The sequence below is a fragment of the Rhodobacter maritimus genome (assembly GCF_058747975.1).
In genome coordinates, this window is record NZ_CM179095.1 from 1,403,224 (window position 1) to 1,424,866 (window position 21,643).

Sequence of the window (21,643 nt, forward strand, 5' to 3'; positions counted from 1 at the left end):
GATGGGGGAAGCGATGCAGAACGAACGCCCTGTAGAGGATCTTGCGGCCGCCGAGGCCGAGGCGGAACTGTCCAGGCTGGTCGCGGCCGTGCGGGCCGCGAATACGGCCTATCACACGCATGACGCCCCCGAGATTTCGGATGCGGAGTATGACAGGCTCAAGCGCCGCCTTGCCGCGATCGAGGCGCGTTTTCCTGTCCTTGCCAGGCCCGACAGCCCGACCGGGACCGTGGGCGCGGCGGTTGCCGAAGGTTTCGGCAAGATCGTGCACGACGTGCGCATGCTCAGCCTTGAGAATGCGTTCTCCGAAGAGGATCTGGTCGATTTCGACGCGCGGGTCAGATCCTATCTCGGCCTCGGGGCAGAGGCCGGGCTTGCCTATACCGCCGAGCCGAAGATCGACGGATTGTCGCTTTCCCTGCGATACGAAGGTGGGCAGCTAGTCCAGGCGGCGACGCGGGGCGATGGCGAGGTGGGCGAGAATGTCACCGAAAACGCCCGCACCATCGCCGATATTCCGCAAGAATTGCGTGGCGCGCCGGACCTGCTCGAGGTGCGCGGCGAGGTCTATATGAGCCATGCCGATTTCGCCGCCCTGAACGCGCGGCAAGAGGAGAGGGGCGACAAGACCTTCGCCAATCCGCGCAACGCCGCGGCCGGATCGTTGCGCCAGCTCGATGCTCGGATCACCGCCGCGCGGCCGCTGCGCTTCTTCGCCTATGGCTGGGGCGCGCTCAGTGCCCCCTTGGCCGATACGCAGCACGGCGCGATCGCGCGCCTGTCCGAACTGGGCTTTCAGACCAATCCGCTGACCCTGCGCTGCATGGGCGCCGCGGCCCTGATGGCGCATTACCGCCAGATCGAGGCGCAGCGCGCCACGCTTGGCTATGATATCGACGGCGTGGTCTATAAGGTCGACGACCTGGCGCTGCAACGGCGGCTCGGGTTTCGCTCCACCACGCCGCGATGGGCGATCGCGCACAAGTTCCCGGCCGAAACCGCATGGACATTTCTTGAAAAGATCGAGATCCAGGTTGGCCGCACCGGCGCGCTCAGCCCGGTTGCGCGGCTGACGCCGGTTACGGTGGGTGGGGTCGTGGTGTCGAACGCCACGCTGCACAACGAGGATTACATCGCCGGGCGTGACGCGAAAGGTGCTACGATCCGCGGCGGCAAGGATATCCGCGAAGGCGACTGGGTGCAGATCTACCGCGCGGGCGATGTCATCCCCAAGGTCGCGGATGTGGATCTTTCGCGCCGCAACAATGACGCGCAACCCTATGTATTCCCAGAGAAATGCCCCGAATGCGGCTCGGACGCGATCCGCGAGGAGGGCGACGCCGTGCGCCGCTGCACCGGTGGCATGATCTGTCCCGCGCAAGCCGTTGAAAAGCTGCGTCATTTCGTCAGCCGCGCAGCCTTCGACATCGAGGGGCTGGGCGCGAAGCAGGTCGAATTCTTCTACTACACCTGCCGCATCTCCGAGCCGGCCGACATCTTCACCCTTGCCGCGCGCGACGGAGGGCCCGACGCCCTTGTCGCCTCGCCGCGCGCGCGGCTTTCGCACCAGCTTTCCCTGCCGGGCCGGGGGGCGGAACTGCTCGACCGGCTGTCGGACATGCTGCGCGCCGCGGGCGTGCCGGTGACGGATGGCGATGCCGATCACCTCATCCAGAGGATCGAGTATCTGGCGGGCAAGCCGCTGGCCCGCGTCAAGGGCTGGGGCGAGAAATCGGCGCAGAACCTGTTCGCCGCGATCGAGGAGCGGCGGGCGATCCCGCTGCCCCGGCTGATCTTTGCGCTTGGCATCCGCCATGTCGGGGAAACCGGCGCGGCCACCCTGGCCAACCACTACACGAGCTGGGCGGCGTTCGAACACGGTATGAGCCACGCCAGGATCGGCGAAGGCCCTGAATGGGAAGAACTTTTATCGATCGACGGGGTCGGGGCCACGCTGGCCGCCTCGGTCGTCAGCGCCTTCCAGCAAGAGGCCGAGCGCGCCTCGATCGACCGGCTGGTCGCCGAGCTTTCGGTGCAGGACAGCGTGCGCCGCGTGGCGGCCGACAGCGCGGTGGCCGGCCTGACGGTGGTGTTCACCGGCACGCTGGAGCGGATGACCCGCGCCGAGGCGAAGGCGCGGGCCGAGGCGCTTGGCGCGAAGGTGGCGGGGTCGGTCTCGGCCCGGACGGATCTTCTGGTGGCGGGGCCGGGCGCGGGCTCGAAGGCGAAGAAGGCGGCCGAGCTTGGCGTGCGGGTGATCGACGAAGACGAATGGATGCAGATCGCGGGGCAGGCATGACGGGGCGCCCGCCGGTTCTTTTTCCGCTGTTCGCCGGGCTTGAAACGCTGCCCGGCATCGGCGAGAAGACCGCGCGCCTGTTTGCGCAGATTGGGGTGGAGCGGCCGCGCGACCTTTTGTTCACGCTGCCCTATTCGGTGATCGACCGCCGCCCCGTTCCCACCATCCGCGAGGCCCGCTCGGGCAGCATCGTCACCGTCGAGGTCGAGATCGGCGCGCACAGCCCCGCGCGGCGCAAAGGCGGGCCGGCGCGCGTGACGGTGCGCGACAGCGAGACCGAATTTCAGCTGGTGTTCTTCCACGCCAAGGGTGACTGGCTGCAACGGCAGTTCCCGACAGGCGCGCGGCGGGTGATTTCGGGCAAGCTCGAGATTTTCGACGGAGTGGCGCAGATCGTGCACCCCGATCATGTGCTCGCGCCCGAGGATGCCGGCGATCTGCCCCGGCATGAGCCGGTCTACCCGCTGACCGCGGGGCTGACGCAGCGCGTGGTGGCGCGCGCGGCGGCGGGGGTGCTGGCACATCTGCCCGAAGATCTGCCCGAATGGGTTGACCCTGCGCTGAAGGTGCGCGAAGGCTGGCCCGACTGGGCCGAGGCGCTGCGCGCGGCGCATGCGCCGCAGGGTGTGGGCGATCTTTCCGCCACCGCGCCCGCCCGCGCGCGGCTGGCCTATGACGAGCTTTTCGCCCATCAGTTGACGCTTGCCCTGGCGCGGCGGCAATTCCGGCGTGGCAAGGGGCGGGCCAGTGTCGGCAGCGGGCTTCTGTCCGGCAAGGTGTTGAAATCCCTGCCTTACAAGCCGACATCGGCGCAAAGCCGCGCGGTGGCCGAGATCGCGGGCGACATGGCCTCGGACCGGCGCATGAACCGGCTTTTGCAGGGCGATGTCGGCTCGGGCAAGACGCTGGTCGCGTTCCTTGCGCTGCTGACCGCGGTCGAGGCGGGCGGGCAGGGCGTGATGATGGCCCCGACCGAGATCCTTGCGCGCCAGCATATGGACAGCCTTGCCCCCCTGGCCAGGGCGGCCGGGGTCCGGCTGGACCTGCTGACCGGCCGCGACAAGGGGGGCGATCGCGCGCGCAAGCTTGAGGATCTGGCGCGGGGCCGGATCGACGTGCTGGTCGGCACGCATGCGGTGTTCCAGAAGGACGTGACCTTCCACGATCTGCGCCTTGCCGTGGTGGACGAACAGCACCGCTTCGGCGTCGCGCAGCGGATGGAGCTGGGCGCCAAGGGCCGGGCCGCCGACGTGCTGGTGATGACCGCGACGCCGATCCCGCGCTCGCTCAGCCTTGCGCAATATGGCGACATGGATGTCAGCGTGCTGGACGAAAAGCCGCCCGGCCGCAAACCCGTCCGCACGGCGCTGATCTCGACCGCGCGGCTGGAGGATGTGGTCGATCACCTGCGCAAGGCGGTGGCCGAGGGGCGGCAGGCCTATTGGGTCTGCCCGCTGGTCGAGGAAAGCGAGGTCGTGGACCTGATCTCGGCCGAGGACCGCTTTCGCCTTCTGCGCGCGGCCCTGGGCGAGGGTGTGGTGGGGCTGGTGCATGGCCAGATGCCGCCCGCCGAAAAGGATGCGGCGATGGCCGAATTCGTCGCGGGCCGCCTGCGAGTTCTGGTGGCGACCACGGTGATCGAGGTGGGGGTGAACGTGCCCAATGCCTCGATCATGGTGATCGAACGGGCCGAGACCTTCGGCCTTGCGCAACTGCATCAGCTGCGCGGGCGCGTGGGCCGGGGGGGCGCCGAGTCCACCTGCCTTCTGATGTATCAGCCGCCGCTGAGCCAGAGCGGAGAGCGGCGCTTGCAGATCCTGCGCGAGACCGAGGACGGGTTCCGGATCTCGGAAGAGGATCTGGCGATGCGGGGCGCGGGCGACCTGATCGGCACCGCGCAATCGGGCCTGCCGAAGTTCCGCATCGCGGACCTTGAGGGGCAGGCCGGGCTGATGGCGGTGGCGCAGCGCGATGCGCGCGCGCTTCTGCTGGCCGATCCCGGCCTCGAATCGCCGCGCGGCCTGGCGGTGCGGGTGCTGCTATGGCTGATGGAACAGGACCGTGCGATCCGTTTGATCTCAGTAGGTTAGCATTTTGTTCGCAAATGTTCTTAAAAAGTTCTTTACAGGGCGGCGAAGAAATGAGAACAAAGTGGCAACAGATCGCCGAAAGGAGAGTCCGATGGCCGCCCAGATCAGATCCGTCCTGACCCGCAGCTCCGACACGTTCCTGCAAGATGCGCTTGGTGCCGTCTCGCTCTGCGTCATGCTGGTGGTCGGCCTGCACCTGCCGGCGTTCTTCTAAGGTTTCACGGTTACTGCCTCGCGCTTTCGTTCGCCGCGCCTGTCCGGTTTTCGCGGCCCGCCTGTCCCCGGGCGCCCCTTCGGGGCCCCGAAAGCGCATACCTCGCCGCCGCCATCCTTCGGGATGCGCGGCGGTTTTTTTCAGGCATCCGCCAGGGCCGTGTCCATCGCCTCCAGCGTGGCTTCGGGCGCCAGCAGGATCGAGGCGTGGCGGTTGCGGTAATCGCGGGCGGCACGCAGCACCTCGTAGCCGTCGAAGGGCGGCTGCGGCGTGGGGCCATCCTCGCGCAGCATGGCGGTCAACTCGTCGCGCAGCGTGGCCACCTGATCGCGCGTGCAGCCGGGAACCGCCGCGCCGAAGATCGCGGCCGAGGCCTGGCCAAGCGCGCAGGCCCGGATTTCCTGCGCATATTCGGTGATGCGCCCGTCCGCGGTAACGATGTCCACCGTGATGGTCGAGCCGCAAAGCGGTGCGCGCCGCGTGACGCTGGCGGTGGGGCTGGGCAGGCGGCCCACATGCGGGATATCGGCCGCAAGGGCGAGGATGCGCTGCGAATAGAGCTTGATAAGATCGGTTTCGCTCATGGCTTTTCCCCGGCTGGACTCAGCGTTAGATAGTGGGACCGGCCGGATAAGGAAAGAGACGATGCCCTTCGATCCCGCAAGCTTGAAATACGATGCCAACGGCCTTGTGCCCGCGATCGCGCAGGATGCGGCCACGGGCGAGGTGCTGATGATGGCGTGGATGAGTGCCGAAAGCCTCGCGCGGACGTTGCAGACGGGGCAGGTGACCTACTGGTCGCGATCGCGCCAGGCGTTCTGGGCGAAGGGGGAAAGCTCGGGCCATGTTCAAAGCCTCAGGGAGGTGCGGATCGACTGCGACCGCGACTGCCTGCTCTTGCTGGTCGATCAGGAGGGGCCGGCCTGCCACACCAACCGCCGCTCGTGCTTTTATACAGCGCTGCGCGACGGGGAGGAGCAAGAGATCCTCAAACCGATCCAGGACTAGCGGGGCGGCAGCCCGACCATGCGGCGGATATCCTGCGGGGTGGTGCCGCCGGCGCGGTAGGTGGCAATGGCGCGGGCGTCGTCGCGCTTGGCCAGGCGCTTGCCATTCTCGTCGCGGATCAGCGTGTGATGGTGATAGGTCGGCACCGGCTGATCCAGCAACGTGAGCAGGATCACCTGAATGACGGTGAAACCGAACAGATCTTCGCCCCGCACGACATCGGTGATCTGCTGAGCAACATCATCGAGGGCCGAGGCGAGAAAATAGGCGACCACCTCGTCTCCCTTGCGCCAAAGCACGACATCGCCGATCTCGGCCAGGGCGCGGGCGTGTTCGATGACATGGTGTCCCGCATGGCGCGCGCCGGTTTCGGTGAAGGCCGCCTCGCGGTTTTTCAGCAGATCAAGCGCGCGATCCAGATGCAGGCGCAGCGCGTCCCCGGATTTGCGATCGCGCATCGGGCGATGTTTGCATGTGCCCGGATAGACTTCATGTGGCACACCTTCCTGCGGCGCGGCAAGCGCCGCGCGGATATTTGCGCGGGTGCAGGAGCAGGGATAGAGCAGTCCCATCTCTTCCAGCCGCGCAAGCGCAGGGACATAGCGATCGAGATGGGCGGCTTGCGACCAGGCGGGATCGTCCCATGTCAGGCCGAGCCATGTCAGGTCTTCTTCGATCAGAGCCTTCCATTCCGGCTTCGACCGTTCCAGATCGGTGTCTTCGAAGCGCAGCAGGAAACGCCCCCCGGCGGCGCGCGCCATGTCATGCGCTAGCATCGCGCTATAGGCATGGCCCAGATGCAGCGGCCCGGTGGGCGAAGGGGCGAACCGCGTAATCACCTTAGCCTTGACCGGCAAGCCATTGAACAAAGGCCTCTTTCCCGCGATCCGTATAGGCCTTGTAGCGATCTTTCCGGCCCTTGCGCCCGCCCTTGGCGTCGATCGGCGGGAAGAGGCCGAAATTGACGTTCATCGGCTGGAAGGTCTTCGCCTCGGCGCCGCCGGTGATGTGATGGATCAGGCTGCCCATCGCGGTTTCGTTCGGCGGCGGGGCCAGATCGCGCCCCATGATGCCCGCCGCCGCCATGCGCCCCGCCAGAAGCCCCATCGCGGCGCTTTCGACATAGCCCTCGACCCCGGTGATCTGCCCGGCAAAGCGGATATTGGGCCGCGATTTCAGCCGCATCCGGTCATCCAGCAGCGTGGGAGAGTTGATGAACGTGTTGCGATGGATGCCGCCAAGCCGCGCGAAGTTCGCATTCTCAAGGCCGGGAATCATCCGGAATACAGTGCCTTGCGCGCCATACTTCATCTTCGTCTGGAAACCGACAATATTGTAAAGCGTGCCAAGCGCGTTGTCGCGGCGCAACTGGACCACGGCATAGGGCTTGTTCGCGGGATCATGCGCATTGGTCAGCCCCACGGGCTTCATCGGGCCATGGCGCAGGGTTTCGCGCCCGCGCTCGGCCATCACCTCGATGGGCAGGCAGCCGTCGAAATAGCCCGCGGTCTCGCCCTCGTGGAACTCGGTCTTCTCGGCGGCCAGAAGCGCGTCGATGAAGGCCTCATACTGTGCCTTGTTCATGGGGCAGTTCATGTAGGCCGTGCGCTCTTCCTCGGTCTCGCCCTTGTCATAGCGCGATTGCATCCAGGCCACCGACATGTCGACCGTGTCGGCATAGACGATGGGGGCGATCGCGTCGAAGAAGGCAAGGCTGTCGGCGCCGGTCTCGGCCCGGATACTTTGGGCAAGCGCGCCAGAGGTCAGCGGACCCGTGGCGACGATCCAGTTCCCGCTTGAAGGAAGCGATGTAACCTCTTCATAAGACGTGGAAACAAGGGGGTGGGATTTCAGCGTTGCGGTGACCTCGGCGGCGAATGCCTCGCGGTCGACGGCAAGCGCGCCCCCGGCCGGAAGGCGGTGCTTTTCGGCCATGCGCATCAACAGCCCGTTGGCGGCGCGCATCTCCCAATGCAAAAGGCCCACGGCATTACGCTCATCATCGTCCGAGCGAAACGAGTTCGAGCAGACCATTTCCGCGAAATCGCTGCCGGTATGGGCGAAGGTGCCGACCTTCGGGCGCATTTCGTGGATGGTCACGGGCACCCCGGCCTCGGCCGCCTGCCAGGCGGCTTCGGATCCGGCCATGCCGCCGCCGATGATGTTAAGTGTTTCCGTCATGCGCGGGGTGATACCCCCCCGCGCAGGCCGGTGCAATGCGGATCAGTCCTCGATCACCTCTTCGCCATCCTCGCCCTGATCGGCGACGCGGGCGACCGAGACGACTTCTTCCCCCTTGGCGGTGTCGAACACCTTGACCCCGCCGGCCGAGCGCGAGCGGAACGAGATCTGGTCCACCGGGCAGCGGATCGACTGGCCGGTCGAGGTGGCCAGCATCACCTGATCGCCGGGCTCGACGGGGAACGAGGCCACCAGCGCGCCGCCGCGCATGGTCTTCTCGATCGCGGTCACGCCCTGGCCGCCGCGCCCGCGCAGCGGATAGTCGTGCGAAGAGGACAGCTTGCCCGCGCCCTTCGCGGTGATGGTCAGGATCAGGTCCTCGGCCGCCGACATCTCGGCATAACGCTCGGGGCTGAGCTGGCCGCCTTCGACGGCCTCGTCATCCTCGTCCGCGGGCTCTTCCTCGGTCACGCCGGCCATCAGGCGGCGCTGCTTGAGATAGGCGGCGCGTTCCTGCGGGTCGGCCTCGAAATGGCGGATGACCGACATCGACACCACCGCGTCGCCCCCGGCCAGCCGGATGCCGCGCACGCCGGTCGAATCGCGGCCCTTGAACAGGCGTACATCGGTGACGCGGAAGCGGATCGCCCGGCCATTGGCGGTGACCAGCATCACGTCGTCATCGGCGGTGCACATGCGCGCGTTGACCATGCTGACGCCCTCGGGCAGCTTCATGGCGATCTTTCCGTTGCGCTTCACATTGGCGAAATCGGACAGCGCGTTGCGGCGCACGTCGCCCTCGGAGGTGGCGAAGAACACCTGATAGTCGTCCCATTCCTCTTCGGGCGCGTCCACCGGCATCAGCGCGGCGATCGACACCCCCATCGGGATCGGCAGGATATTGACGATCGCCTTGCCCTTCGAGGTGCGCCCGGCCAGCGGCAGGCGCCAGCATTTGAGGCTATAGACCATGCCGTCGGTGGTGAAGAACAAAAGCTGCGTATGGGTGTTGGCCACGAAAAGCGTGGTGACGACATCGTCCTCCTTGGTCGCCATCGAGGCCAGGCCCTTGCCGCCGCGGCGCTGTGCGCGGAACTCGGCCAATGGGGTGCGCTTGATATAGCCGCCCGAGGTGATGGTGACGACCATGTCCTCGCGCTCGATCAGGTCTTCGTCGTCCAGATCGCCCGCCCAGTCCACGATCTCGGTGCGGCGCGGCACGGCGAACTGCTCCTTCACCTCGCGCAACTCGTCCGAGATGATCGCCATGATCCGCTCGCGCGAGGCGAGGATGGCAAGGTATTCGCGGATCTTGCCGGCCAGTTCGGCCAGCTCGTCCGTGACCTCCTGCACCCCCATCGCGGTCAGGCGTTGCAGGCGCAGCTCGAGGATCGCGCGGGCCTGTGTTTCGGACAGGTTGTAGGTGCCGTCATCGTTCACCGGATGCAGCGGATCGTCGATCAGGCGCAGATATTCGACGATGTCATGCGCGGGCCAGCGACGCTCCATCAGCCGGTCGCGCGCCTCGGCCGGATCGCGCGAGGCGCGGATCGTCGCCACGACCTCGTCCACGTTCGAAACCGCAACCGCAAGGCCGCACAGGATATGGCTGCGCTCACGCGCCTTGCGAAGTTCGAACGCGGTGCGGCGCGCCACAACTTCTTCGCGGAAGGTGATGAAATAATGCAGGAAATCGCGCAGCGTCAACTGCTCGGGGCGGCCGCCGTTCAGCGCCAGCATGTTGCACCCGAACGAGGTTTGCAGCGGCGTGAAGCGGTAAAGCTGGTTCAGGACGACATCGGGCGTCGCGTCGCGCTTGAGCTCGATCACCACGCGCACGCCGACGCGGTCGGATTCGTCCTGCACATGGGCGATACCCTCCAGCCGCTTTTCGCGCACCAGATCGGCGATCTTCTCGATCATCGTGGCCTTGTTCACCTGATAGGGGATCTCGTCCACGATGATGGCAAAGCGGTCCTTGCGGATTTCCTCGATGCGGGTTTTGGCGCGCAGGATGACGCTGCCGCGGCCCTCCAGATAGGCCTTGCGCGCGCCGCCACGCCCCATGATCTGGCCGCCGGTGGGGAAATCGGGGCCGGGCACGATCTCCATCAGCGCCTCGGAGGACATGTCGGGCGTTTCGATCAGCGCAAGCGTCGCATCGACCACCTCGCCCAGGTTGTGCGGCGGGATGTTCGTGGCCATGCCGACCGCGATGCCGCCCGCCCCGTTGACAAGCATGTTGGGATAGCGCGCGGGAAGGACCGTCGGCTCCTTGTCCTTGCCGTCGTAATTGTCCTGGAAATCGACGGTATCCTTCTCGATATCGGCAAGAAGGGCCGAGGCGGGCTTGTCCATCCGCACCTCGGTGTAACGCATCGCCGCCGCCGAGTCGCCATCCATGGAGCCGAAGTTGCCCTGACCGTCGAGAAGCGGCAGCGACATCGAGAAATCCTGCGCCATCCGCACCAGCGCGTCATAGATCGCGGCATCGCCATGGGGGTGATACTTCCCCATGACATCGCCCACCGGACGGGCGGATTTGCGGTAGGGCTTGTCATGCGTGTTCCCGGTCTCGTGCATCGCATAAAGGATGCGCCGGTGCACCGGCTTCAGACCGTCCCGCAGGTCCGGAATCGCGCGCGATACGATCACGCTCATCGCATAGTCGAGATAGGCCGTCTTCATCTCGTCGGCGATCGAGACGCTGGGGCCGTCGTAATGCGGCCGCGCGGGGCCTTGATCCATGGATTCCGGCGTTTCGGGGGTATCGGTCACGGGGGGCTCGCATTCCAAGATATTGTTGCCCCGGCTTATAGCCTATCCCAGCCATGGGGTGCAATGCGCGAAGACCCGGCCATGCGCGAAGCGGAGATTTCGGAACGCTCCGCGGGGGATATTTGCGCAAAGGTGAGGGGCATTCATCTTCGCAGAAATATCCCCGCCGGAGGCTTCCGGCGCCGGGATCAGGCGCGGCGGCGCGCGGTCAGGAAAGCGGCCAGCCAGAGGGCCAGGAAGGCCGCCGAGGCCAGGGCATTCAGGTTCGGCATGGTGACGCCGAACATCTGCCAGGCGATCTCGTCGCAGCGCACGAGGGGCGCGGCGGTGATCTGTGCCAGAAGGTCATCGGTCGACAGGGTCGTCAGCCCGCCCGAGGTGCAGCTGTCCGGCCCCTCGAAGATGCCGCGCTCGACGCCCGAATGGTAGACGGCGAGGGCCCCCGTCGCGGCCACCGAGGTCGCGCCCAGCAGGGCAAGGCCCATCGGCAGGCGGAAGATCACGATGAGCGCGCCCAGAATGGCGGCGGCCAGATGCGGCCAGCGTTGCTGGATGCACAGATCGCAAGGTGCCACGCCCATGGCCTGAAAGCCAAGGGCGCCAAGCAGCACCGCCGCGGACCCGGCGGATGCCAGAAGCACCAGCATGCGGGGGGACAAGGTGCGGAAAAGCTCAGAGATAGCGTGTCGCATAGAAGCCTCCGATCAGCAGCACGACGAAGAGCGTGAACAAGAGCCCCAGGCGCCTTTCGATGAAGTCGCGGATCGGTGCCCCGAATTTCCACAAGAGCGCGGCCACGATGAAGAAGCGCAGCGCGCGGGCAAGGACCGACACCCCGACAAACAGCGGCAGCGAGAGTTGCGTGGCCCCCGAGAATATCGTGATGACCTTGTAGGGGAAAGGTGTCACGCCCGCGACAAGGACCGCCCATCCGCCATAGGTGTTGAAGCGCGCGGCAAGATCCTCGAACTTGTCGGCCTTGCCGTAGAATTCCAGCACCGGACGTCCGATCGCATCCATGAAGCCGTAGCCGATCGCATAGCCCAGAAGCCCGCCCAGGACCGAGGCCACCGTCGCCACCGCGGCGATGTGGAAGGCGCGCCAGGGCATGGCAAGGATCATCGGGATCATCAGCACGTCGGGCGGAATCGGGAAGACCGAGGATTCGATGAAGGCCACCGCCGCCAGTGCCCAAAGCGCGCGCGGATGCCCCGCGAGTCCCATCGTCCAGTCATATAGCCTGCGTATCATTCGTGCCTGTCCGGGTTGCCTCCCGCGCTCCATCGCGCGCGCGGCGCGCGGCGTCAAGCATGCGGGCGCGGAATTGGACTGTTGCGGCGGCGCGCGGGGCGCTAATCTTGGCAATGTGATCGACGAGGAGTGTGGTTTCATGAAGTGGAAAGGTCGCCGCGGCAGCCGCAATATCGAGGACCGTCGCCGGATGGGGGGCGCACGCGGGGCCGCCGGGATCGGCGGGTTCGGCCTTCTGGCGGTGCTGCTTCTGGGGGTTGTGTTCAACGTCGATGTGACGCCGCTTCTTCAGGGCGGTTCCGGCGGACCGCAGGTATCGGGGGAACTGAGCGAGGAAGATCGCGCGATGGGCGATTTCGTCTCGGTCACGCTGGCCGATACCGAAGAGGTCTGGGCGCAGATCTTCAGCGAGGATCTGGGGCGCAGCTACACGCCCGCGACGCTGGTGCTGTTTTCGGGCGTGACGCAATCGGCCTGCGGCGGGGCGTCGGGCTCGACCGGGCCGTTCTATTGTCCGGTGGACCAGAAAGCCTATCTTGACACCGCGTTCTTCACCACGCTGTCGCGCCAGCTTGGTGCCAAGGGCGATTTCGCGGCCGCCTATGTCGTCGCGCATGAGATCGCGCATCATGTGCAGAACGAGCTGGGCATTCTGAGCCAGGTCAACGAGCTGCGCGCGCGCTCGAACGAGGCGCAATCCAATGCGCTTTCGGTGCGAATCGAGTTGCAGGCGGATTGTTTCTCGGGGGTCTGGGCGCGGCGCGCGGCCGAAAGCTTCGGTTCGATCGACCGGCAGGACGTGGCCGAGGCGATGAACGCCGCCCGCCGGATCGGGGACGATACACTTCAGCGCAATGCCGGGCGGGTGCCGATGCCCGACAGCTTCACCCATGGCAGCTCCGAGCAGCGCGAGGCCTGGTTCGCACGCGGTTTCGAAAGCGGGCAGATCGCAAGCTGCGATACTTTCGCCGCGCAGGATCTCTAGCGTCCCCGGCCTCTTGCCATGCGGGCAGAGCGGCGGTAGATGCATGCGGGCTGGCCCGAGTGGCGGAATGGTAGACGCAGGGGATTCAAAATCCCCCGCCGCAAGGCTTGTCGGTTCGAGTCCGACCTCGGGTACCAGCTTGAGATGAAAGCGCTTTTTGCCATTCTGTCGCTTTTGTTCTTGGGGTGTAAATCTGCCAACTCACACGTCCGACTCACAGAGTCATGTTTCGGACATGTTCTGTTCTTCATCATCATCGGGGTTCGATTCGATAAGCATTTCGACTGCGTAGTCTGCCATGTCGATCAGATTTCTCATCGATTCCGCGTCGATGCACACCCACTCTGCGCCCTGGTCGTTGAAGATGTAGACGTAGCCGTCGTCGTCGAACTGGGCAAAGTTCGGGTCATATTCCACATCCATGAAAAAGACGGTCGGCATGGCAAAGCCCGGAAATGGCCCGAAATCAATCTTCGCCATCGTCAGCTTCCAAGGTTCAAGTCCCCCGGACAGAGCCATTTTCAGATCTTTGAGTGTGTCTTTCTTGGTCATCACCTTCGCCTTTCCTGCGCCGCGCGGCTCAATTTTCTGCGGCTTGCTTTCGATCTGTAATAGGCCACCATCTCGGCACTCTGGCCGGTTACGGCTTGAATTTCCGCATCGCTCGCGCCCGCCTCGGCCAGCTGCACGATTGCCAGCTTGCGCAGGCCATGCAGCGAATATTGCGCGGCGCGATCTCCTATACCCTCGCGCCACGCGCGGAACGCCTTTTCGACGGCACTGTATCCGAGGGGCTGCGACAGGTTCTTCGGCAGCATGTGGGCGCCTTTGACGGGCAGGGCGTCAACATAGGCGCGTAGCGATGGCGGGCAGTAAATTTCAAACTCGGTATCGCCCTTCTCGTCGCGCACCAGCATCCATTCACCGTCGAACTGATCGCGGCGCATGGTGATCGCGGCATTCGGCCGCTGTCCGGTGCCAAGGATCAGACGTGCCGCCGTCTGGACGGTCGCCGGGGCGCCGTCGAGGGCTTTGATCATCCAATCAGGCCACGGCTCATAGGTGCGCTGCGGCTTATGCTGACCCAGCCCGCGGGCGGGGTTTTCACCCAGGGGCCAGTCCAGTTCTTTCGCGGCATAGTTCCACAGCAGGCTGACGGTCTGCGCAAATCGAGAGGCCTTGCGCGGGGTGTCTGACAGGGTGCCAAGCGCGGCGCGCACAGCCTGACGCGTGGTGCGCCGCATGTCCTTAGCGCCGTTCTTCTCCATCAACCGATCCATCGGCAGGCGGTAGCTGCGCTTCGTGCTTTCGGCCAGATCGCGCTGCACCGTCTGATCGCGTCGCCACGTCTCGATGCATTCGCGCCAGGTATAGCGCGCCGGCATGGCCTGCTTCTTGTGCTGGCCGGATTGGGCCTCCCAATAGAGGCGGTCGAGCAATTCCGGATCGTCCTTCCAGTCCAGCTTGATTTCTCGAGCGCGCTGCTTCCCGCCATCCGTCCAGGTGATGCGGTGATACGGGGCCCAGGCCTTTCCGCTCCAGCGCCAGACGAGGCGAGGCTTTGCGATGCGGGGACGTGGCGGGCGTCTCATAGCGTGAAATCCTGATCGGGCTTTGCGGCGTCACCCGTCAGAATGGCCTGCAACCGCTCGACAAGCCAGCGATCATGGCCGCCGATTTTCGTTGGCGGGGGGAGGGCGCCTGCCGCGACCAGGCGCAGGAACTCTGGCGTGGGCAGATCCAGCAAGCGGGCTGCGGTCACGTCACGGACGGCGATCGGGAATGCCTTGCTCATCTGCGCCTCCTGGCCTGAGATATGGTGGTGCGCGCGGTCATGCTGACATGGCCTCCATGGCGTGACCGCACCATTGTTCGGCGGCGGCGGCCATCATGCCGGGGAATGACCTGCTGCGCAGGCGTGTGCGTTCTGGTCCCGGCGTCATGCGATGTACGCGGTTCCAAGACTTCCATTCATCGCTGCCGCGCTCCGGCTCGGGCAGGCGATCTGTCGGCTCGAGCGCAGGAAGGCCGCGCAGATACCAGCCGGTCGATTTGTATTGCGGTTCACCGAACCAGAACGGTTGCACCATCTGCGGTGTGGGCAGATCAACCGGCATCCGGGCGCGGGCCAGATCGTTCATTTCCGGGTTCTCGATCGCCACCCGTTCGATGGGCGCATTCCAGCAGGCCGTGAAGATCGAAACGCCGTCCTCGAATTCCGCGCGCAGGTCCGCCCAGGTCCGCCCGCGCGGAAGCTGCTTCGGTGGCGTCCACTTGCCCGGCCCGCTCATCCAGCGACGGCCCGAGCGGCACAGTCGGGTGCAGGGCGGATGCATGACGGCCAGCATATCCCAACCTTCGTGCAGAACGCCGTCACGCACGTCGCAGACGATGTGCCTGTTCGAACCGTCCTCGGCGGGTTCCAGATCGCAGGACCAGACATCGTGCCCAAGAGCGGCAAATGCGCGGCGGCCGATTCCGCTGGTTTCGCAGGCAATCAGGATCCGCATGGGGCGCGTCATTCTGCCGTCCCCTCGATAGCGCGCGGTGGATCGTCAGGGTTGGGGCGCAGGTTGCCCTTGGTGCCGTGCGCGACGATATACAGCCGCACGCCGTTGAAAATTTGCTTTGCCAATGCCGCCCGGGCCAATGCTTCGGGCGGTGTTATTCTGCCGTTGCGCAGGTCTTGCAGGTCACAGGCCAGCCCGTCGATGATCGTCCTGAGGCCCAACGTGTCCGAGACGGGTTGGGCGGCATAGTCACGCTCGGCCATAAAGCGCCCCCTCTTTGTGTGAAATTCGATAGGCCTCGACCTCCATGATCGCCGTGATGGCAATGATCTGACGGGCGGTGCGGCGATCCCTGTTCAGGTCTCCAAATCCGCCAACGGCCTTGCCCCAGTCCTTTTCGCAGCGACGGCAGATCGGCGGGATGTCGTATTCCGCGGCATATCGCCAGCGGATCCGCTCGTCGCCATCCTGCGACCAGTCCTGATATTTCAGGCAGATCGCGCAGGTGAAGCTGTAGGGACGGGACGGGTAGATGGTCATTCCTCGCCCTCTCTCGCCTCTGTATGGCCATCAATCTGCGCGATGATCTCGTCTTTCACGGATTGGACCGCCAGAATGAACGACAGAGCGGCCTTGGCGAGTTTGACCTGTTGCCGCAGACCATCGCTATTGATAGCGCGGCGGTAGAGGGTCGGATCGGTGATGTGCATGTAGCTGTGCATCGACCGCTCGGCCTTGACCAGCGCCTCAAGCGTCTCGGCCTGCGGGGTCAGGATCTGGGCAGCGAAGCCGATAGCGTCCATCGCCGTTTTGTGGAGCGGATTGTTCATAGCTACCCCCTCGCGTCCAGGAAGCGCACCGCTGCTCCGAGCAGCTGATCCGCATCTTCGTTGACCTCTTCGTGCCATGGCACGTCCTGCATCGCCTCGATCAGCAGGCGCAGCGCGTCGGTCATGGAATACAACGCGTCGCCGCCGCCAACGGCATCGTGCTGTCTGATCGTGCCGTCCCTGACGGTCTCGATAATGTCCATCGCCGCGCCGGATGCGCAGCTGGCCGCGGCAAGGAGCTTGGTTGTGGGGTCAGTCATGATAGATCCTGACCGGCCGTACGCGCGGCACATTGTAGGCGGGTATAGATTGCTGGGTGCACCAGCAGGCCGAACGGAGTTTTGTATGCGAGCGGTTTCATGCGATCCAATCGACCGAATTTTCCACGGGTCCGGCGCTGTCGGCGTTTCGTGGCCGGTTTGTCTGGAAAAATCGGAACCATCTCGTAGGCCTCTGCAGAAACTAATATTTTGGTTCCATTGAACGTTCCTGGGGTCATCTCGAACATCGTCACGACCTCCTCTGACCGAGCGGCAGCCCGGCCTCCTCGTAGCGCTGCACGATCCGGGCACCAAATGCCCGCAGTTCCTGGTTTGTTGCGATTGCCTCGTCATCGTCAGCGGCAAATCCGTGATAGAAACCGGCCGATGCGCCTGCATAGAATGCGTCCTCCGCCTCGAGGCGTTGCCGGGCGGGAAGTTCGGCCGGATCGGCAACGCCATACTGAGCGGCGCAAAACGAGCGGAACCTGTCTACGAAGAAGGTTTGGTCAGCCATCACCGCCCCTCCAGCCAACGCAGGCAGCGGTCGCGCGCGCCGTGTTTCGTGGCACCGGCCGGGATCGAGTAGCGCAGGCCTCCCCACCAGGTGCGCGCGCAGACCTGCGGCAGGGGCGTGTATTTGGCCGGCGCATAGGTCTGATCCGAAATCGCCGCCAGGCTGTAGGGGCGCGGCTGCGGGCGGGGCTGGCAATCGGCAGGGAGGCCCGAGATCCACACTCCGCAGGCGGCCTCGCGCTCTCCGCGATCAGGCGCCGGCCTGGCCGGGCGATCCGGTTCCGGCGTGGGCGCTGGTTTTTCGGGTTCCGGGGCAGGGCTTTCAGGTTCGGGTGCAGGCTGTTCGGGTTCCGGCTGCGGCTCAGGCTCGGCCGGTTTCTCGGGGGTCTCGATGCCGGGTTCGTCTGGATGCGGATCGCACTCGCCGTGTCCGCAGCTCCACGCCGGGGCGTAGAGGATGCTCAGGGCGGTGCTGAGGAGGATTATTTTCATGCTGCTGCGGCCTTCGTTTTCGGGTTGGTTGATCGTGCCGGTTGCTCAGGGGCCCCAGCGGTGGAAATCGGTCGGCGGTTCATCATCGGGCAGCATCGCCATGACGATGACGCCCAGCACGAATCCGGCGATCGTGCAGCCGAGGCACAGGCCGGTGATGGCGAGCACGCTCATCACTCAATCCCTCGGGTAATGGGGTGGCGGGGCGGCACCTGGTCGAGGACCGTGTGGATGTCGATCTCGGACAGCCCCATGCTGGTGCCGCGGCGTATCAGGCACTCGCGGTCCTGCGCGTTCAGATGTCCGCCCGGCGTGTGGTTTCTGGCCGTGGCAACGATCGCTTCAAAGGCGGGTCTGTCGGTCATTGTCGCTTCTTTCTGAAAAGGCCCCCGGCCTTCTTGGTGTGGTGCGGCCGGGGGCAGTTGGCCGCGCGCTGGGCGGAGAACCTGAGGTCAAGCGCGCGGCTGGCAATTACTCAGGGATCAGCGCAGGTCGCCCTGACGACCGAGGAAGACCGGCAGGCCGGTCTCTTCCGAAGCGGCAAATGCGATGGCGCTGAAATGCGCCCGGCGGTGGTATTCGACGCGGTGCCATTCCAGGGCAAAGACCACACTGCCGCCGCCCGTGCCGCGCCAACGGAAGCGCGCCTCGATGTCCGAGGGCTTTTCGCCGTTGTAGAAGGGGATGTTCAGCGTGATCTTCTGCGGGATCACCACGTCATTGGTCGCGCGGGATTCGCTTTCGAAGGTGATCCGGCGGTCGCCATTGTCGAGGCGGGTCGAGGTTTTGTAGGTCTGACCCACCGTCGCCTCGAAATCGCGGCTGATCTCGATCAGCGTCGCAGGATCGGGCCAAAGCACATCGGCCGAGTTTTCCTCGAGGAAGCGGGCGAAGGTCTCCTGATCGACGAAGCCCTTCTTCACGAACTCGTTCCAGCGGACGAATTCTTCGGATGGGCGCAGTTTCAGCGTGACGCTGTGCGCATCGGGGCCGGGCTTGATAGCGTCTTCGCCGTCCTGATTGTGGTGGTGCCAGTCCAGCCGGGCCGAGATCGTCAGCGCGTCGTAATCGGCGATGATGATCGAGCGGTCATCCGAAAAGCGATTGGCATAGGTCGAGAGGCTGCTGCGATCGTCGACCGTCACCCGCTGGCGCGTCCAGGAAAGCAGGCGGCCGTCGTTCTCCAGGTGGTGCAGCGCAAAGCCCTCGGGCAGCGCCAGATATTCGCGGCCATCCGGCCCGACATGGTGCGGCGCAGCCAGTCGCGCCGCCTTCAGCACGGTTTCCAGCGTCTCGCCGGGGCTGCAGATGTCCATCGGCGCGGCCAACTCGGCCAGCGGCTCCGCGGGAGGTGTCTTGGGGGCCATGATTGTGTCCTTTCAGGGTTGCAAGCGGATCAGGCGTCCATCGAGCGGCGGCGCTCGATCTCGTCCTCGATGTCCATCTGGCGGGGGTCGCGGCGTGACAGGCGGCCGTCATCGCTGACGAAATAGATCCCGGCGCCAAGCGAGCGGGTTGGCTTCTTGATCGTCAGATCGGGCGTGACCTCAAGCTGCCCCGCCTTGTTGACCTTGAACTTCATCTTGAGCGTCAGGTAGCCGTCGCCGCCGGTGTTCTGGATCGCATCCATCAGCTCGTTGAGCTTCTGGTTGCCTTCGTCCAGCAGTTCTCCGCGCCGGAAGCCGGAGACGAATTCAAGGAAGTTCAGTTCGTCCTTTGCCATGGGGGTTCCTTTCAGCAGCAGCCCGGCACCATCGCCGGGTCGGTCAGGATGGGGAGGGCTGTGATCGTCCGCAGGGCCGCATGCGCCAGGATCGTCGCCACAAGGGTGGTGATGGCGATCAGGGCGAGGTGTTCGCAGGCGCGAATGACGCGCCGGGCCAGCAGGTCGCGCCGCAGGGGTCGGGTGTAGGAGGGGAGCGGGGTCATTGTGCCTCCATCGGGGTTAAGAACCTCTCCAGCGATCGGCCCGTGGGGGGGGCGTCTTCGGCTGGTGATGGGGGCATCATATGGGGAACATGATCCCTGTCAATAGAAAAGGGGAACATGATCCCCATTCCAAGCTTCACATTCCGATTCGGCCTGCTATGTTGTTCCGGTCAGCGCGGTGCTGGCGGAGGCGGGCGCATGGCCGAGAATCGTTGCTATTTGATCGAATGGGACGAAACCTTCTGGCGGATAATCCAGAAGGGGGCCTACATGCGGCGCGATGACGACTACCTGCGGGAACTCTTGTTCAAGCTCGAAGCGAAAGAGGATTGGAACTACATATTCTCGTCCGACACGGAAGAAGACGATCGGGAGTATTATCACCTGATGCTGCTGGCTGACGCCGACCTACTGGAGCAGAGCGGGTCATTTGGTGAGAGTTGGCGGATCACCAATGCTGGCCACGACTTCATCGCCCTAACCCGCCAGAACGAGGCATGGGCTAAGGTGAAGGCCGCAAGCGCCAAGATCGGCGGCGGCAGCGTGCAGATGCTATTTCGCATCGCTGAGGGCTATGCCCGGCAGAAGCTGACAGAACTGGGTATTCCGCTGGCGTAGATGCCAGCGGACAGCAAGGCGCCCGCCGCATGACCTCTGCTCAGTCATGTCACCCACCTAGCTCTACCACTTGCAGGATTCTCGCAGCGGAGTGATGGCGTCGTCCAGTCCGATCAGGTTGAAGGCAGCTGTTGTTGCGGATTCGTTATACGGCGTGAACCTGATGATCATGCGTTTCTTGCCAACCATCTTTTTGATGAATGGAATCGCCTTGCCCCCGCTCCAATGGCCAAGAGATCTATTGTTGGTGCTTTCATCCATTGCGATGGTGAAGCTCTTTTCCTCATCCAGACGCACGTCAACATCGCCGTAACCGCCATGGCCAGAGGTCAGGTGGCAGCTGGTGGCGAAAAAGATCGAGGTGGTGTTTTCCATACAGCGGATCACCAAGGTTGCGGTCTCTGGAGCGCGAAACTGGCCGCAGCCCACCGCCTCTTCGGATGCCAACTGCAGGTAGACATCGGTGGTGTCTTCGAAGTCAGACTTCTTGATCTGAACAGACCACGCTCCGGCTGCCTCCTCCGATACTGAGACAGCCGTGCGACCTGCGACCCGGTCGTAGCAGGCGAGGCGATCAAGATCTGTCTCCAGTGCCGCGCAGCTCTCAAGTTCCGCATAAGCTGCGCTTGCCATCAGCAACGTCAAGGCTGCTCCGAACACAATTCGCATATTTCCCCCTACATCTTCTTCCCTGCCCAGATCACCCGGCCGACGGTTTCGATTTCGGCCATCGGGCGCTCGAAGGCCGGATATTCTGCCTGGTTGTCGGAGATGATCCTGACCATGCCTCGGGTCGAGGACCGCCCGATCCGCTTGATGTGAAGCGCATCGTCCAGCCGGATCACATAGATGCCGTCGTGGCCTAGGTGGCACTTGGTCGTGTCGATCATGATCACGTCGCCATCGTCCAGCGTGGTCAGCATCGATCGTCCCCTCACGGTGATAATCTGGAGGTGTCGTGGGCTCGTGCCAGTGATGGATCTGAGATAGTCGACTGGCATAGCGAGCCTGTCAGCGACCGTCTCGCCGTGCGGAACCACCGATCCATCGCCGGCGCTGGCCTCGATATCCCAGATGTCGATGAGTTCGGCCTTGGTGTCCGATTGATCTGTTACAGGCTGCGTAAGTGCGAATATCTGGCTGTCCAAGAGCATCGAATCGACCGTTGTGCCCAACACTCGAGCCAAGCTAGCTGCGTCTTCGGCGCTTGTCGTCGGCTTCAGCCCGGCCTTGTGCTTCTGGCCAAACTTTTTCAATCGATCATATGGGATACCTGCTTCCTTGGCTAGCGCATGAAGCGCTAAGCCGCGCCGCTCTACTTCGGCAAAGAAAACATCACTGAACAATCTGTCGGGCATAGGGGAAATCTATCCCTGCGTTATCCAAAGAAGAAATGGAGACAGAGTTCCCCAAGCGGTCTTGACAAAGATAGGGAACATAGTCCCTATATGTGCTCTATGGAGCACCTCATCCGCGAAATCGAAGACTACGCCCGTGCTACCGGCCGCAAGCCGCAGTGGGTCCTGCGGGCGAGCGTGGGCTACGGCTGGGGGGTCTGGGACCAGTGGGTTTCCGGCTTGAAGAGCCCCACGATGGTGACGGCGGATCGCATCCGGGAGTGGATGGCCGCCAACCCTCCAAAAGACGCCACTGCTTCCTCCACCCAAGAGGATGCCGCGTGA

The 21,643-nt window shown here is 64.5% G+C and carries 31 protein-coding genes and 1 tRNA gene; 8 read left to right on the forward strand and 24 right to left on the reverse strand.

Translation table 11 applies throughout. The annotated features are described in order from the left end of the window. Positions 1 to 13: 13 nt before the first annotated feature. The 3 genes from ligA (at position 14) to AC4PTO_RS07070 (ending at position 4,603) form a co-directional block, all read left to right on the forward strand. Complete coding sequence (ligA, locus tag AC4PTO_RS07060) at positions 14 to 2,299, forward strand: NAD-dependent DNA ligase LigA (protein WP_492733025.1); 2,286 nt, start codon at positions 14 to 16, stop codon at positions 2,297 to 2,299. Then, the gene (recG, locus tag AC4PTO_RS07065; protein ID WP_492733568.1) at positions 2,296 to 4,389 is read left to right on the forward strand and encodes an ATP-dependent DNA helicase RecG; all 2,094 of its coding nucleotides are present in this window, start codon (positions 2,296 to 2,298) and stop codon (positions 4,387 to 4,389) included. The genes ligA and recG overlap by 4 nt, the downstream gene beginning before the upstream one ends. Before the next feature lie 91 nt (positions 4,390 to 4,480). Further along, positions 4,481 to 4,603: a hypothetical protein gene (locus tag AC4PTO_RS07070; protein WP_492733026.1), complete on the forward strand. Its 123-nt coding sequence runs from the start codon at positions 4,481 to 4,483 to the stop codon at positions 4,601 to 4,603. A gap of 140 nt (positions 4,604 to 4,743) precedes the next feature. Here the strand turns inward: AC4PTO_RS07070 and AC4PTO_RS07075 are convergent, their stop codons facing one another. Beyond that, positions 4,744 to 5,187 (reverse strand): iron-sulfur cluster assembly scaffold protein, encoded by a 444-nt coding sequence (locus tag AC4PTO_RS07075; protein ID WP_492733027.1) that lies wholly within the window; start codon positions 5,185 to 5,187, stop codon positions 4,744 to 4,746. A gap of 61 nt (positions 5,188 to 5,248) precedes the next feature. Between AC4PTO_RS07075 and hisI the strand changes: the two genes are divergently transcribed. After that, complete coding sequence (hisI, locus tag AC4PTO_RS07080) at positions 5,249 to 5,611, forward strand: phosphoribosyl-AMP cyclohydrolase (protein WP_492733028.1); 363 nt, start codon at positions 5,249 to 5,251, stop codon at positions 5,609 to 5,611. Here hisI and gluQRS read toward each other — a convergent pair. The 5 genes from gluQRS to AC4PTO_RS07105 all read right to left on the reverse strand — a co-directional run bounded on the left by gluQRS (position 5,608) and on the right by AC4PTO_RS07105 (position 11,821). Beyond that, a complete protein-coding gene (gluQRS, locus tag AC4PTO_RS07085) occupies positions 5,608 to 6,450 on the reverse strand; it encodes a tRNA glutamyl-Q(34) synthetase GluQRS (protein WP_492733029.1) in 843 nt (280 codons plus the stop codon). The two genes, hisI and gluQRS, sit on opposite strands and share 4 nt — an antisense overlap. A 1-nt stretch (position 6,451) precedes the next feature. Further along, positions 6,452 to 7,792, reverse strand: a complete 1,341-nt coding sequence (gene trmFO / locus AC4PTO_RS07090) for a methylenetetrahydrofolate--tRNA-(uracil(54)-C(5))-methyltransferase (FADH(2)-oxidizing) TrmFO (RefSeq protein ID WP_492733030.1) — start codon at positions 7,790 to 7,792, stop codon at positions 6,452 to 6,454. Between the two features lie 42 nt (positions 7,793 to 7,834). After that, complete coding sequence (gyrA, locus tag AC4PTO_RS07095) at positions 7,835 to 10,570, reverse strand: DNA gyrase subunit A (protein ID WP_492733031.1); 2,736 nt, start codon at positions 10,568 to 10,570, stop codon at positions 7,835 to 7,837. A 188-nt stretch (positions 10,571 to 10,758) separates the two neighbouring features. Then, positions 10,759 to 11,262: a disulfide bond formation protein B gene (locus AC4PTO_RS07100; protein ID WP_492733032.1), complete on the reverse strand. Its 504-nt coding sequence runs from the start codon at positions 11,260 to 11,262 to the stop codon at positions 10,759 to 10,761. Beyond that, the gene (locus tag AC4PTO_RS07105; RefSeq protein ID WP_492733033.1) at positions 11,243 to 11,821 is read right to left on the reverse strand and encodes a YqaA family protein; all 579 of its coding nucleotides are present in this window, start codon (positions 11,819 to 11,821) and stop codon (positions 11,243 to 11,245) included. The genes AC4PTO_RS07100 and AC4PTO_RS07105 overlap by 20 nt, the downstream gene beginning before the upstream one ends. Before the next feature lie 139 nt (positions 11,822 to 11,960). On the opposite strand from AC4PTO_RS07105, the gene ypfJ reads away from it, so the two are divergent. Both ypfJ and AC4PTO_RS07115 read left to right on the forward strand, forming a co-directional pair. Then, positions 11,961 to 12,806, forward strand: coding sequence for a KPN_02809 family neutral zinc metallopeptidase (ypfJ, locus tag AC4PTO_RS07110; protein ID WP_492733034.1), 846 nt, complete (start codon positions 11,961 to 11,963; stop codon positions 12,804 to 12,806). A 53-nt stretch (positions 12,807 to 12,859) separates the two neighbouring features. Further along, positions 12,860 to 12,943 (forward strand) — tRNA-Leu (locus AC4PTO_RS07115). Positions 12,944 to 13,028: 85 nt separating this feature from the next. Here AC4PTO_RS07115 and AC4PTO_RS07120 read toward each other — a convergent pair. From AC4PTO_RS07120 to AC4PTO_RS07195, 16 genes are all read right to left on the reverse strand, one after another. Next, complete coding sequence (locus AC4PTO_RS07120) at positions 13,029 to 13,358, reverse strand: hypothetical protein (RefSeq protein WP_492733035.1); 330 nt, start codon at positions 13,356 to 13,358, stop codon at positions 13,029 to 13,031. Beyond that, complete coding sequence (locus AC4PTO_RS07125; protein ID WP_492733036.1) at positions 13,358 to 14,398, reverse strand: tyrosine-type recombinase/integrase; 1,041 nt, start codon at positions 14,396 to 14,398, stop codon at positions 13,358 to 13,360. Before AC4PTO_RS07125 ends, AC4PTO_RS07120 begins: the two co-directional genes overlap by 1 nt. Next, complete coding sequence (locus AC4PTO_RS07130; RefSeq protein ID WP_492733037.1) at positions 14,395 to 14,601, reverse strand: hypothetical protein; 207 nt, start codon at positions 14,599 to 14,601, stop codon at positions 14,395 to 14,397. The genes AC4PTO_RS07125 and AC4PTO_RS07130 overlap by 4 nt, the downstream gene beginning before the upstream one ends. A gap of 37 nt (positions 14,602 to 14,638) precedes the next feature. Then, entirely contained in the window at positions 14,639 to 15,328 is a 690-nt protein-coding gene (locus AC4PTO_RS07135) for a hypothetical protein (protein ID WP_492733038.1), read from the reverse strand. After that, positions 15,325 to 15,579: a hypothetical protein gene (locus AC4PTO_RS07140; protein WP_492733039.1), complete on the reverse strand. Its 255-nt coding sequence runs from the start codon at positions 15,577 to 15,579 to the stop codon at positions 15,325 to 15,327. Before AC4PTO_RS07140 ends, AC4PTO_RS07135 begins: the two co-directional genes overlap by 4 nt. After that, positions 15,566 to 15,856 (reverse strand): hypothetical protein, encoded by a 291-nt coding sequence (locus AC4PTO_RS07145; protein WP_492733040.1) that lies wholly within the window; start codon positions 15,854 to 15,856, stop codon positions 15,566 to 15,568. The genes AC4PTO_RS07140 and AC4PTO_RS07145 overlap by 14 nt, the downstream gene beginning before the upstream one ends. Beyond that, complete coding sequence (locus tag AC4PTO_RS07150) at positions 15,853 to 16,146, reverse strand: hypothetical protein (protein WP_492733041.1); 294 nt, start codon at positions 16,144 to 16,146, stop codon at positions 15,853 to 15,855. The genes AC4PTO_RS07145 and AC4PTO_RS07150 overlap by 4 nt, the downstream gene beginning before the upstream one ends. Positions 16,147 to 16,148: 2 nt before the next feature. Beyond that, positions 16,149 to 16,406, reverse strand: coding sequence for a hypothetical protein (locus AC4PTO_RS07155; RefSeq protein WP_492733042.1), 258 nt, complete (start codon positions 16,404 to 16,406; stop codon positions 16,149 to 16,151). Beyond that, a complete protein-coding gene (locus AC4PTO_RS07160) occupies positions 16,403 to 16,654 on the reverse strand; it encodes a hypothetical protein (RefSeq protein WP_492733043.1) in 252 nt (83 codons plus the stop codon). Before AC4PTO_RS07160 ends, AC4PTO_RS07155 begins: the two co-directional genes overlap by 4 nt. Positions 16,655 to 16,656: 2 nt before the next feature. After that, a complete protein-coding gene (locus tag AC4PTO_RS07165) occupies positions 16,657 to 16,923 on the reverse strand; it encodes a hypothetical protein (RefSeq protein ID WP_492733044.1) in 267 nt (88 codons plus the stop codon). Beyond that, positions 16,923 to 17,414 (reverse strand): hypothetical protein, encoded by a 492-nt coding sequence (locus tag AC4PTO_RS07170; RefSeq protein WP_492733045.1) that lies wholly within the window; start codon positions 17,412 to 17,414, stop codon positions 16,923 to 16,925. Before AC4PTO_RS07170 ends, AC4PTO_RS07165 begins: the two co-directional genes overlap by 1 nt. A gap of 45 nt (positions 17,415 to 17,459) precedes the next feature. Next, the gene (locus AC4PTO_RS07175) at positions 17,460 to 17,588 is read right to left on the reverse strand and encodes a hypothetical protein (RefSeq protein ID WP_492733046.1); all 129 of its coding nucleotides are present in this window, start codon (positions 17,586 to 17,588) and stop codon (positions 17,460 to 17,462) included. Next, positions 17,588 to 17,779: a hypothetical protein gene (locus tag AC4PTO_RS07180; protein WP_492733047.1), complete on the reverse strand. Its 192-nt coding sequence runs from the start codon at positions 17,777 to 17,779 to the stop codon at positions 17,588 to 17,590. Before AC4PTO_RS07180 ends, AC4PTO_RS07175 begins: the two co-directional genes overlap by 1 nt. A gap of 117 nt (positions 17,780 to 17,896) precedes the next feature. Next, positions 17,897 to 18,781, reverse strand: coding sequence for a DUF2303 family protein (locus AC4PTO_RS07185; protein ID WP_492733048.1), 885 nt, complete (start codon positions 18,779 to 18,781; stop codon positions 17,897 to 17,899). Positions 18,782 to 18,810: 29 nt separating this feature from the next. Continuing rightward, a complete protein-coding gene (locus AC4PTO_RS07190; RefSeq protein ID WP_492733049.1) occupies positions 18,811 to 19,137 on the reverse strand; it encodes a YfdP family phage-associated protein in 327 nt (108 codons plus the stop codon). An 11-nt stretch (positions 19,138 to 19,148) separates the two neighbouring features. Then, entirely contained in the window at positions 19,149 to 19,343 is a 195-nt protein-coding gene (locus tag AC4PTO_RS07195; protein ID WP_492733050.1) for a hypothetical protein, read from the reverse strand. 198 nt (positions 19,344 to 19,541) lie between these two features. Between AC4PTO_RS07195 and AC4PTO_RS07200 the strand changes: the two genes are divergently transcribed. Beyond that, a complete protein-coding gene (locus AC4PTO_RS07200) occupies positions 19,542 to 19,961 on the forward strand; it encodes a DUF2513 domain-containing protein (RefSeq protein WP_492733051.1) in 420 nt (139 codons plus the stop codon). Positions 19,962 to 20,024: 63 nt separating this feature from the next. On the opposite strand, the gene AC4PTO_RS07205 is transcribed toward AC4PTO_RS07200, so the two are convergent. After that, the gene (locus tag AC4PTO_RS07205) at positions 20,025 to 20,606 is read right to left on the reverse strand and encodes a type VI secretion system-associated protein TagO (protein ID WP_492733052.1); all 582 of its coding nucleotides are present in this window, start codon (positions 20,604 to 20,606) and stop codon (positions 20,025 to 20,027) included. 32 nt (positions 20,607 to 20,638) lie between these two features. Then, complete coding sequence (locus AC4PTO_RS07210) at positions 20,639 to 21,319, reverse strand: S24 family peptidase (RefSeq protein ID WP_492733053.1); 681 nt, start codon at positions 21,317 to 21,319, stop codon at positions 20,639 to 20,641. A gap of 99 nt (positions 21,320 to 21,418) precedes the next feature. On the opposite strand from AC4PTO_RS07210, the gene AC4PTO_RS07215 reads away from it, so the two are divergent. Beyond that, entirely contained in the window at positions 21,419 to 21,643 is a 225-nt protein-coding gene (locus AC4PTO_RS07215; protein ID WP_492733054.1) for a hypothetical protein, read from the forward strand.

Excerpts from the sequence above, each read along its gene's own strand:
- ligA (WP_492733025.1), top strand. The coding sequence starts at position 14 with ATGCAGAACGAACGCCCTGTAGAGGATCTTGCGGCCGCCGAGGCCGAG.
- recG (WP_492733568.1), top strand. The coding sequence starts at position 2,296 with ATGACGGGGCGCCCGCCGGTTCTTTTTCCGCTGTTCGCCGGGCTTGAA.
- AC4PTO_RS07070 (WP_492733026.1), top strand. The coding sequence starts at position 4,481 with ATGGCCGCCCAGATCAGATCCGTCCTGACCCGCAGCTCCGACACGTTC.
- AC4PTO_RS07075 (WP_492733027.1), bottom strand. The coding sequence starts at position 5,187 with ATGAGCGAAACCGATCTTATCAAGCTCTATTCGCAGCGCATCCTCGCC.
- hisI (WP_492733028.1), top strand. The coding sequence starts at position 5,249 with ATGCCCTTCGATCCCGCAAGCTTGAAATACGATGCCAACGGCCTTGTG.
- trmFO (WP_492733030.1), bottom strand. The coding sequence starts at position 7,792 with ATGACGGAAACACTTAACATCATCGGCGGCGGCATGGCCGGATCCGAA.
- AC4PTO_RS07100 (WP_492733032.1), bottom strand. The coding sequence starts at position 11,262 with ATGCGACACGCTATCTCTGAGCTTTTCCGCACCTTGTCCCCCCGCATG.
- AC4PTO_RS07105 (WP_492733033.1), bottom strand. The coding sequence starts at position 11,821 with ATGATACGCAGGCTATATGACTGGACGATGGGACTCGCGGGGCATCCG.
- ypfJ (WP_492733034.1), top strand. The coding sequence starts at position 11,961 with ATGAAGTGGAAAGGTCGCCGCGGCAGCCGCAATATCGAGGACCGTCGC.
- AC4PTO_RS07120 (WP_492733035.1), bottom strand. The coding sequence starts at position 13,358 with ATGACCAAGAAAGACACACTCAAAGATCTGAAAATGGCTCTGTCCGGG.
- AC4PTO_RS07125 (WP_492733036.1), bottom strand. The coding sequence starts at position 14,398 with ATGAGACGCCCGCCACGTCCCCGCATCGCAAAGCCTCGCCTCGTCTGG.
- AC4PTO_RS07130 (WP_492733037.1), bottom strand. The coding sequence starts at position 14,601 with ATGAGCAAGGCATTCCCGATCGCCGTCCGTGACGTGACCGCAGCCCGC.
- AC4PTO_RS07135 (WP_492733038.1), bottom strand. The coding sequence starts at position 15,328 with ATGACGCGCCCCATGCGGATCCTGATTGCCTGCGAAACCAGCGGAATC.
- AC4PTO_RS07140 (WP_492733039.1), bottom strand. The coding sequence starts at position 15,579 with ATGGCCGAGCGTGACTATGCCGCCCAACCCGTCTCGGACACGTTGGGC.
- AC4PTO_RS07145 (WP_492733040.1), bottom strand. The coding sequence starts at position 15,856 with ATGACCATCTACCCGTCCCGTCCCTACAGCTTCACCTGCGCGATCTGC.
- AC4PTO_RS07150 (WP_492733041.1), bottom strand. The coding sequence starts at position 16,146 with ATGAACAATCCGCTCCACAAAACGGCGATGGACGCTATCGGCTTCGCT.
- AC4PTO_RS07155 (WP_492733042.1), bottom strand. The coding sequence starts at position 16,406 with ATGACTGACCCCACAACCAAGCTCCTTGCCGCGGCCAGCTGCGCATCC.
- AC4PTO_RS07160 (WP_492733043.1), bottom strand. The coding sequence starts at position 16,654 with ATGTTCGAGATGACCCCAGGAACGTTCAATGGAACCAAAATATTAGTT.
- AC4PTO_RS07165 (WP_492733044.1), bottom strand. The coding sequence starts at position 16,923 with ATGGCTGACCAAACCTTCTTCGTAGACAGGTTCCGCTCGTTTTGCGCC.
- AC4PTO_RS07170 (WP_492733045.1), bottom strand. The coding sequence starts at position 17,414 with ATGAAAATAATCCTCCTCAGCACCGCCCTGAGCATCCTCTACGCCCCG.
- AC4PTO_RS07175 (WP_492733046.1), bottom strand. The coding sequence starts at position 17,588 with ATGAGCGTGCTCGCCATCACCGGCCTGTGCCTCGGCTGCACGATCGCC.
- AC4PTO_RS07180 (WP_492733047.1), bottom strand. The coding sequence starts at position 17,779 with ATGACCGACAGACCCGCCTTTGAAGCGATCGTTGCCACGGCCAGAAAC.
- AC4PTO_RS07185 (WP_492733048.1), bottom strand. The coding sequence starts at position 18,781 with ATGGCCCCCAAGACACCTCCCGCGGAGCCGCTGGCCGAGTTGGCCGCG.
- AC4PTO_RS07190 (WP_492733049.1), bottom strand. The coding sequence starts at position 19,137 with ATGGCAAAGGACGAACTGAACTTCCTTGAATTCGTCTCCGGCTTCCGG.
- AC4PTO_RS07195 (WP_492733050.1), bottom strand. The coding sequence starts at position 19,343 with ATGACCCCGCTCCCCTCCTACACCCGACCCCTGCGGCGCGACCTGCTG.
- AC4PTO_RS07200 (WP_492733051.1), top strand. The coding sequence starts at position 19,542 with ATGGCCGAGAATCGTTGCTATTTGATCGAATGGGACGAAACCTTCTGG.
- AC4PTO_RS07210 (WP_492733053.1), bottom strand. The coding sequence starts at position 21,319 with ATGCCCGACAGATTGTTCAGTGATGTTTTCTTTGCCGAAGTAGAGCGG.
- AC4PTO_RS07215 (WP_492733054.1), top strand. The coding sequence starts at position 21,419 with ATGGAGCACCTCATCCGCGAAATCGAAGACTACGCCCGTGCTACCGGC.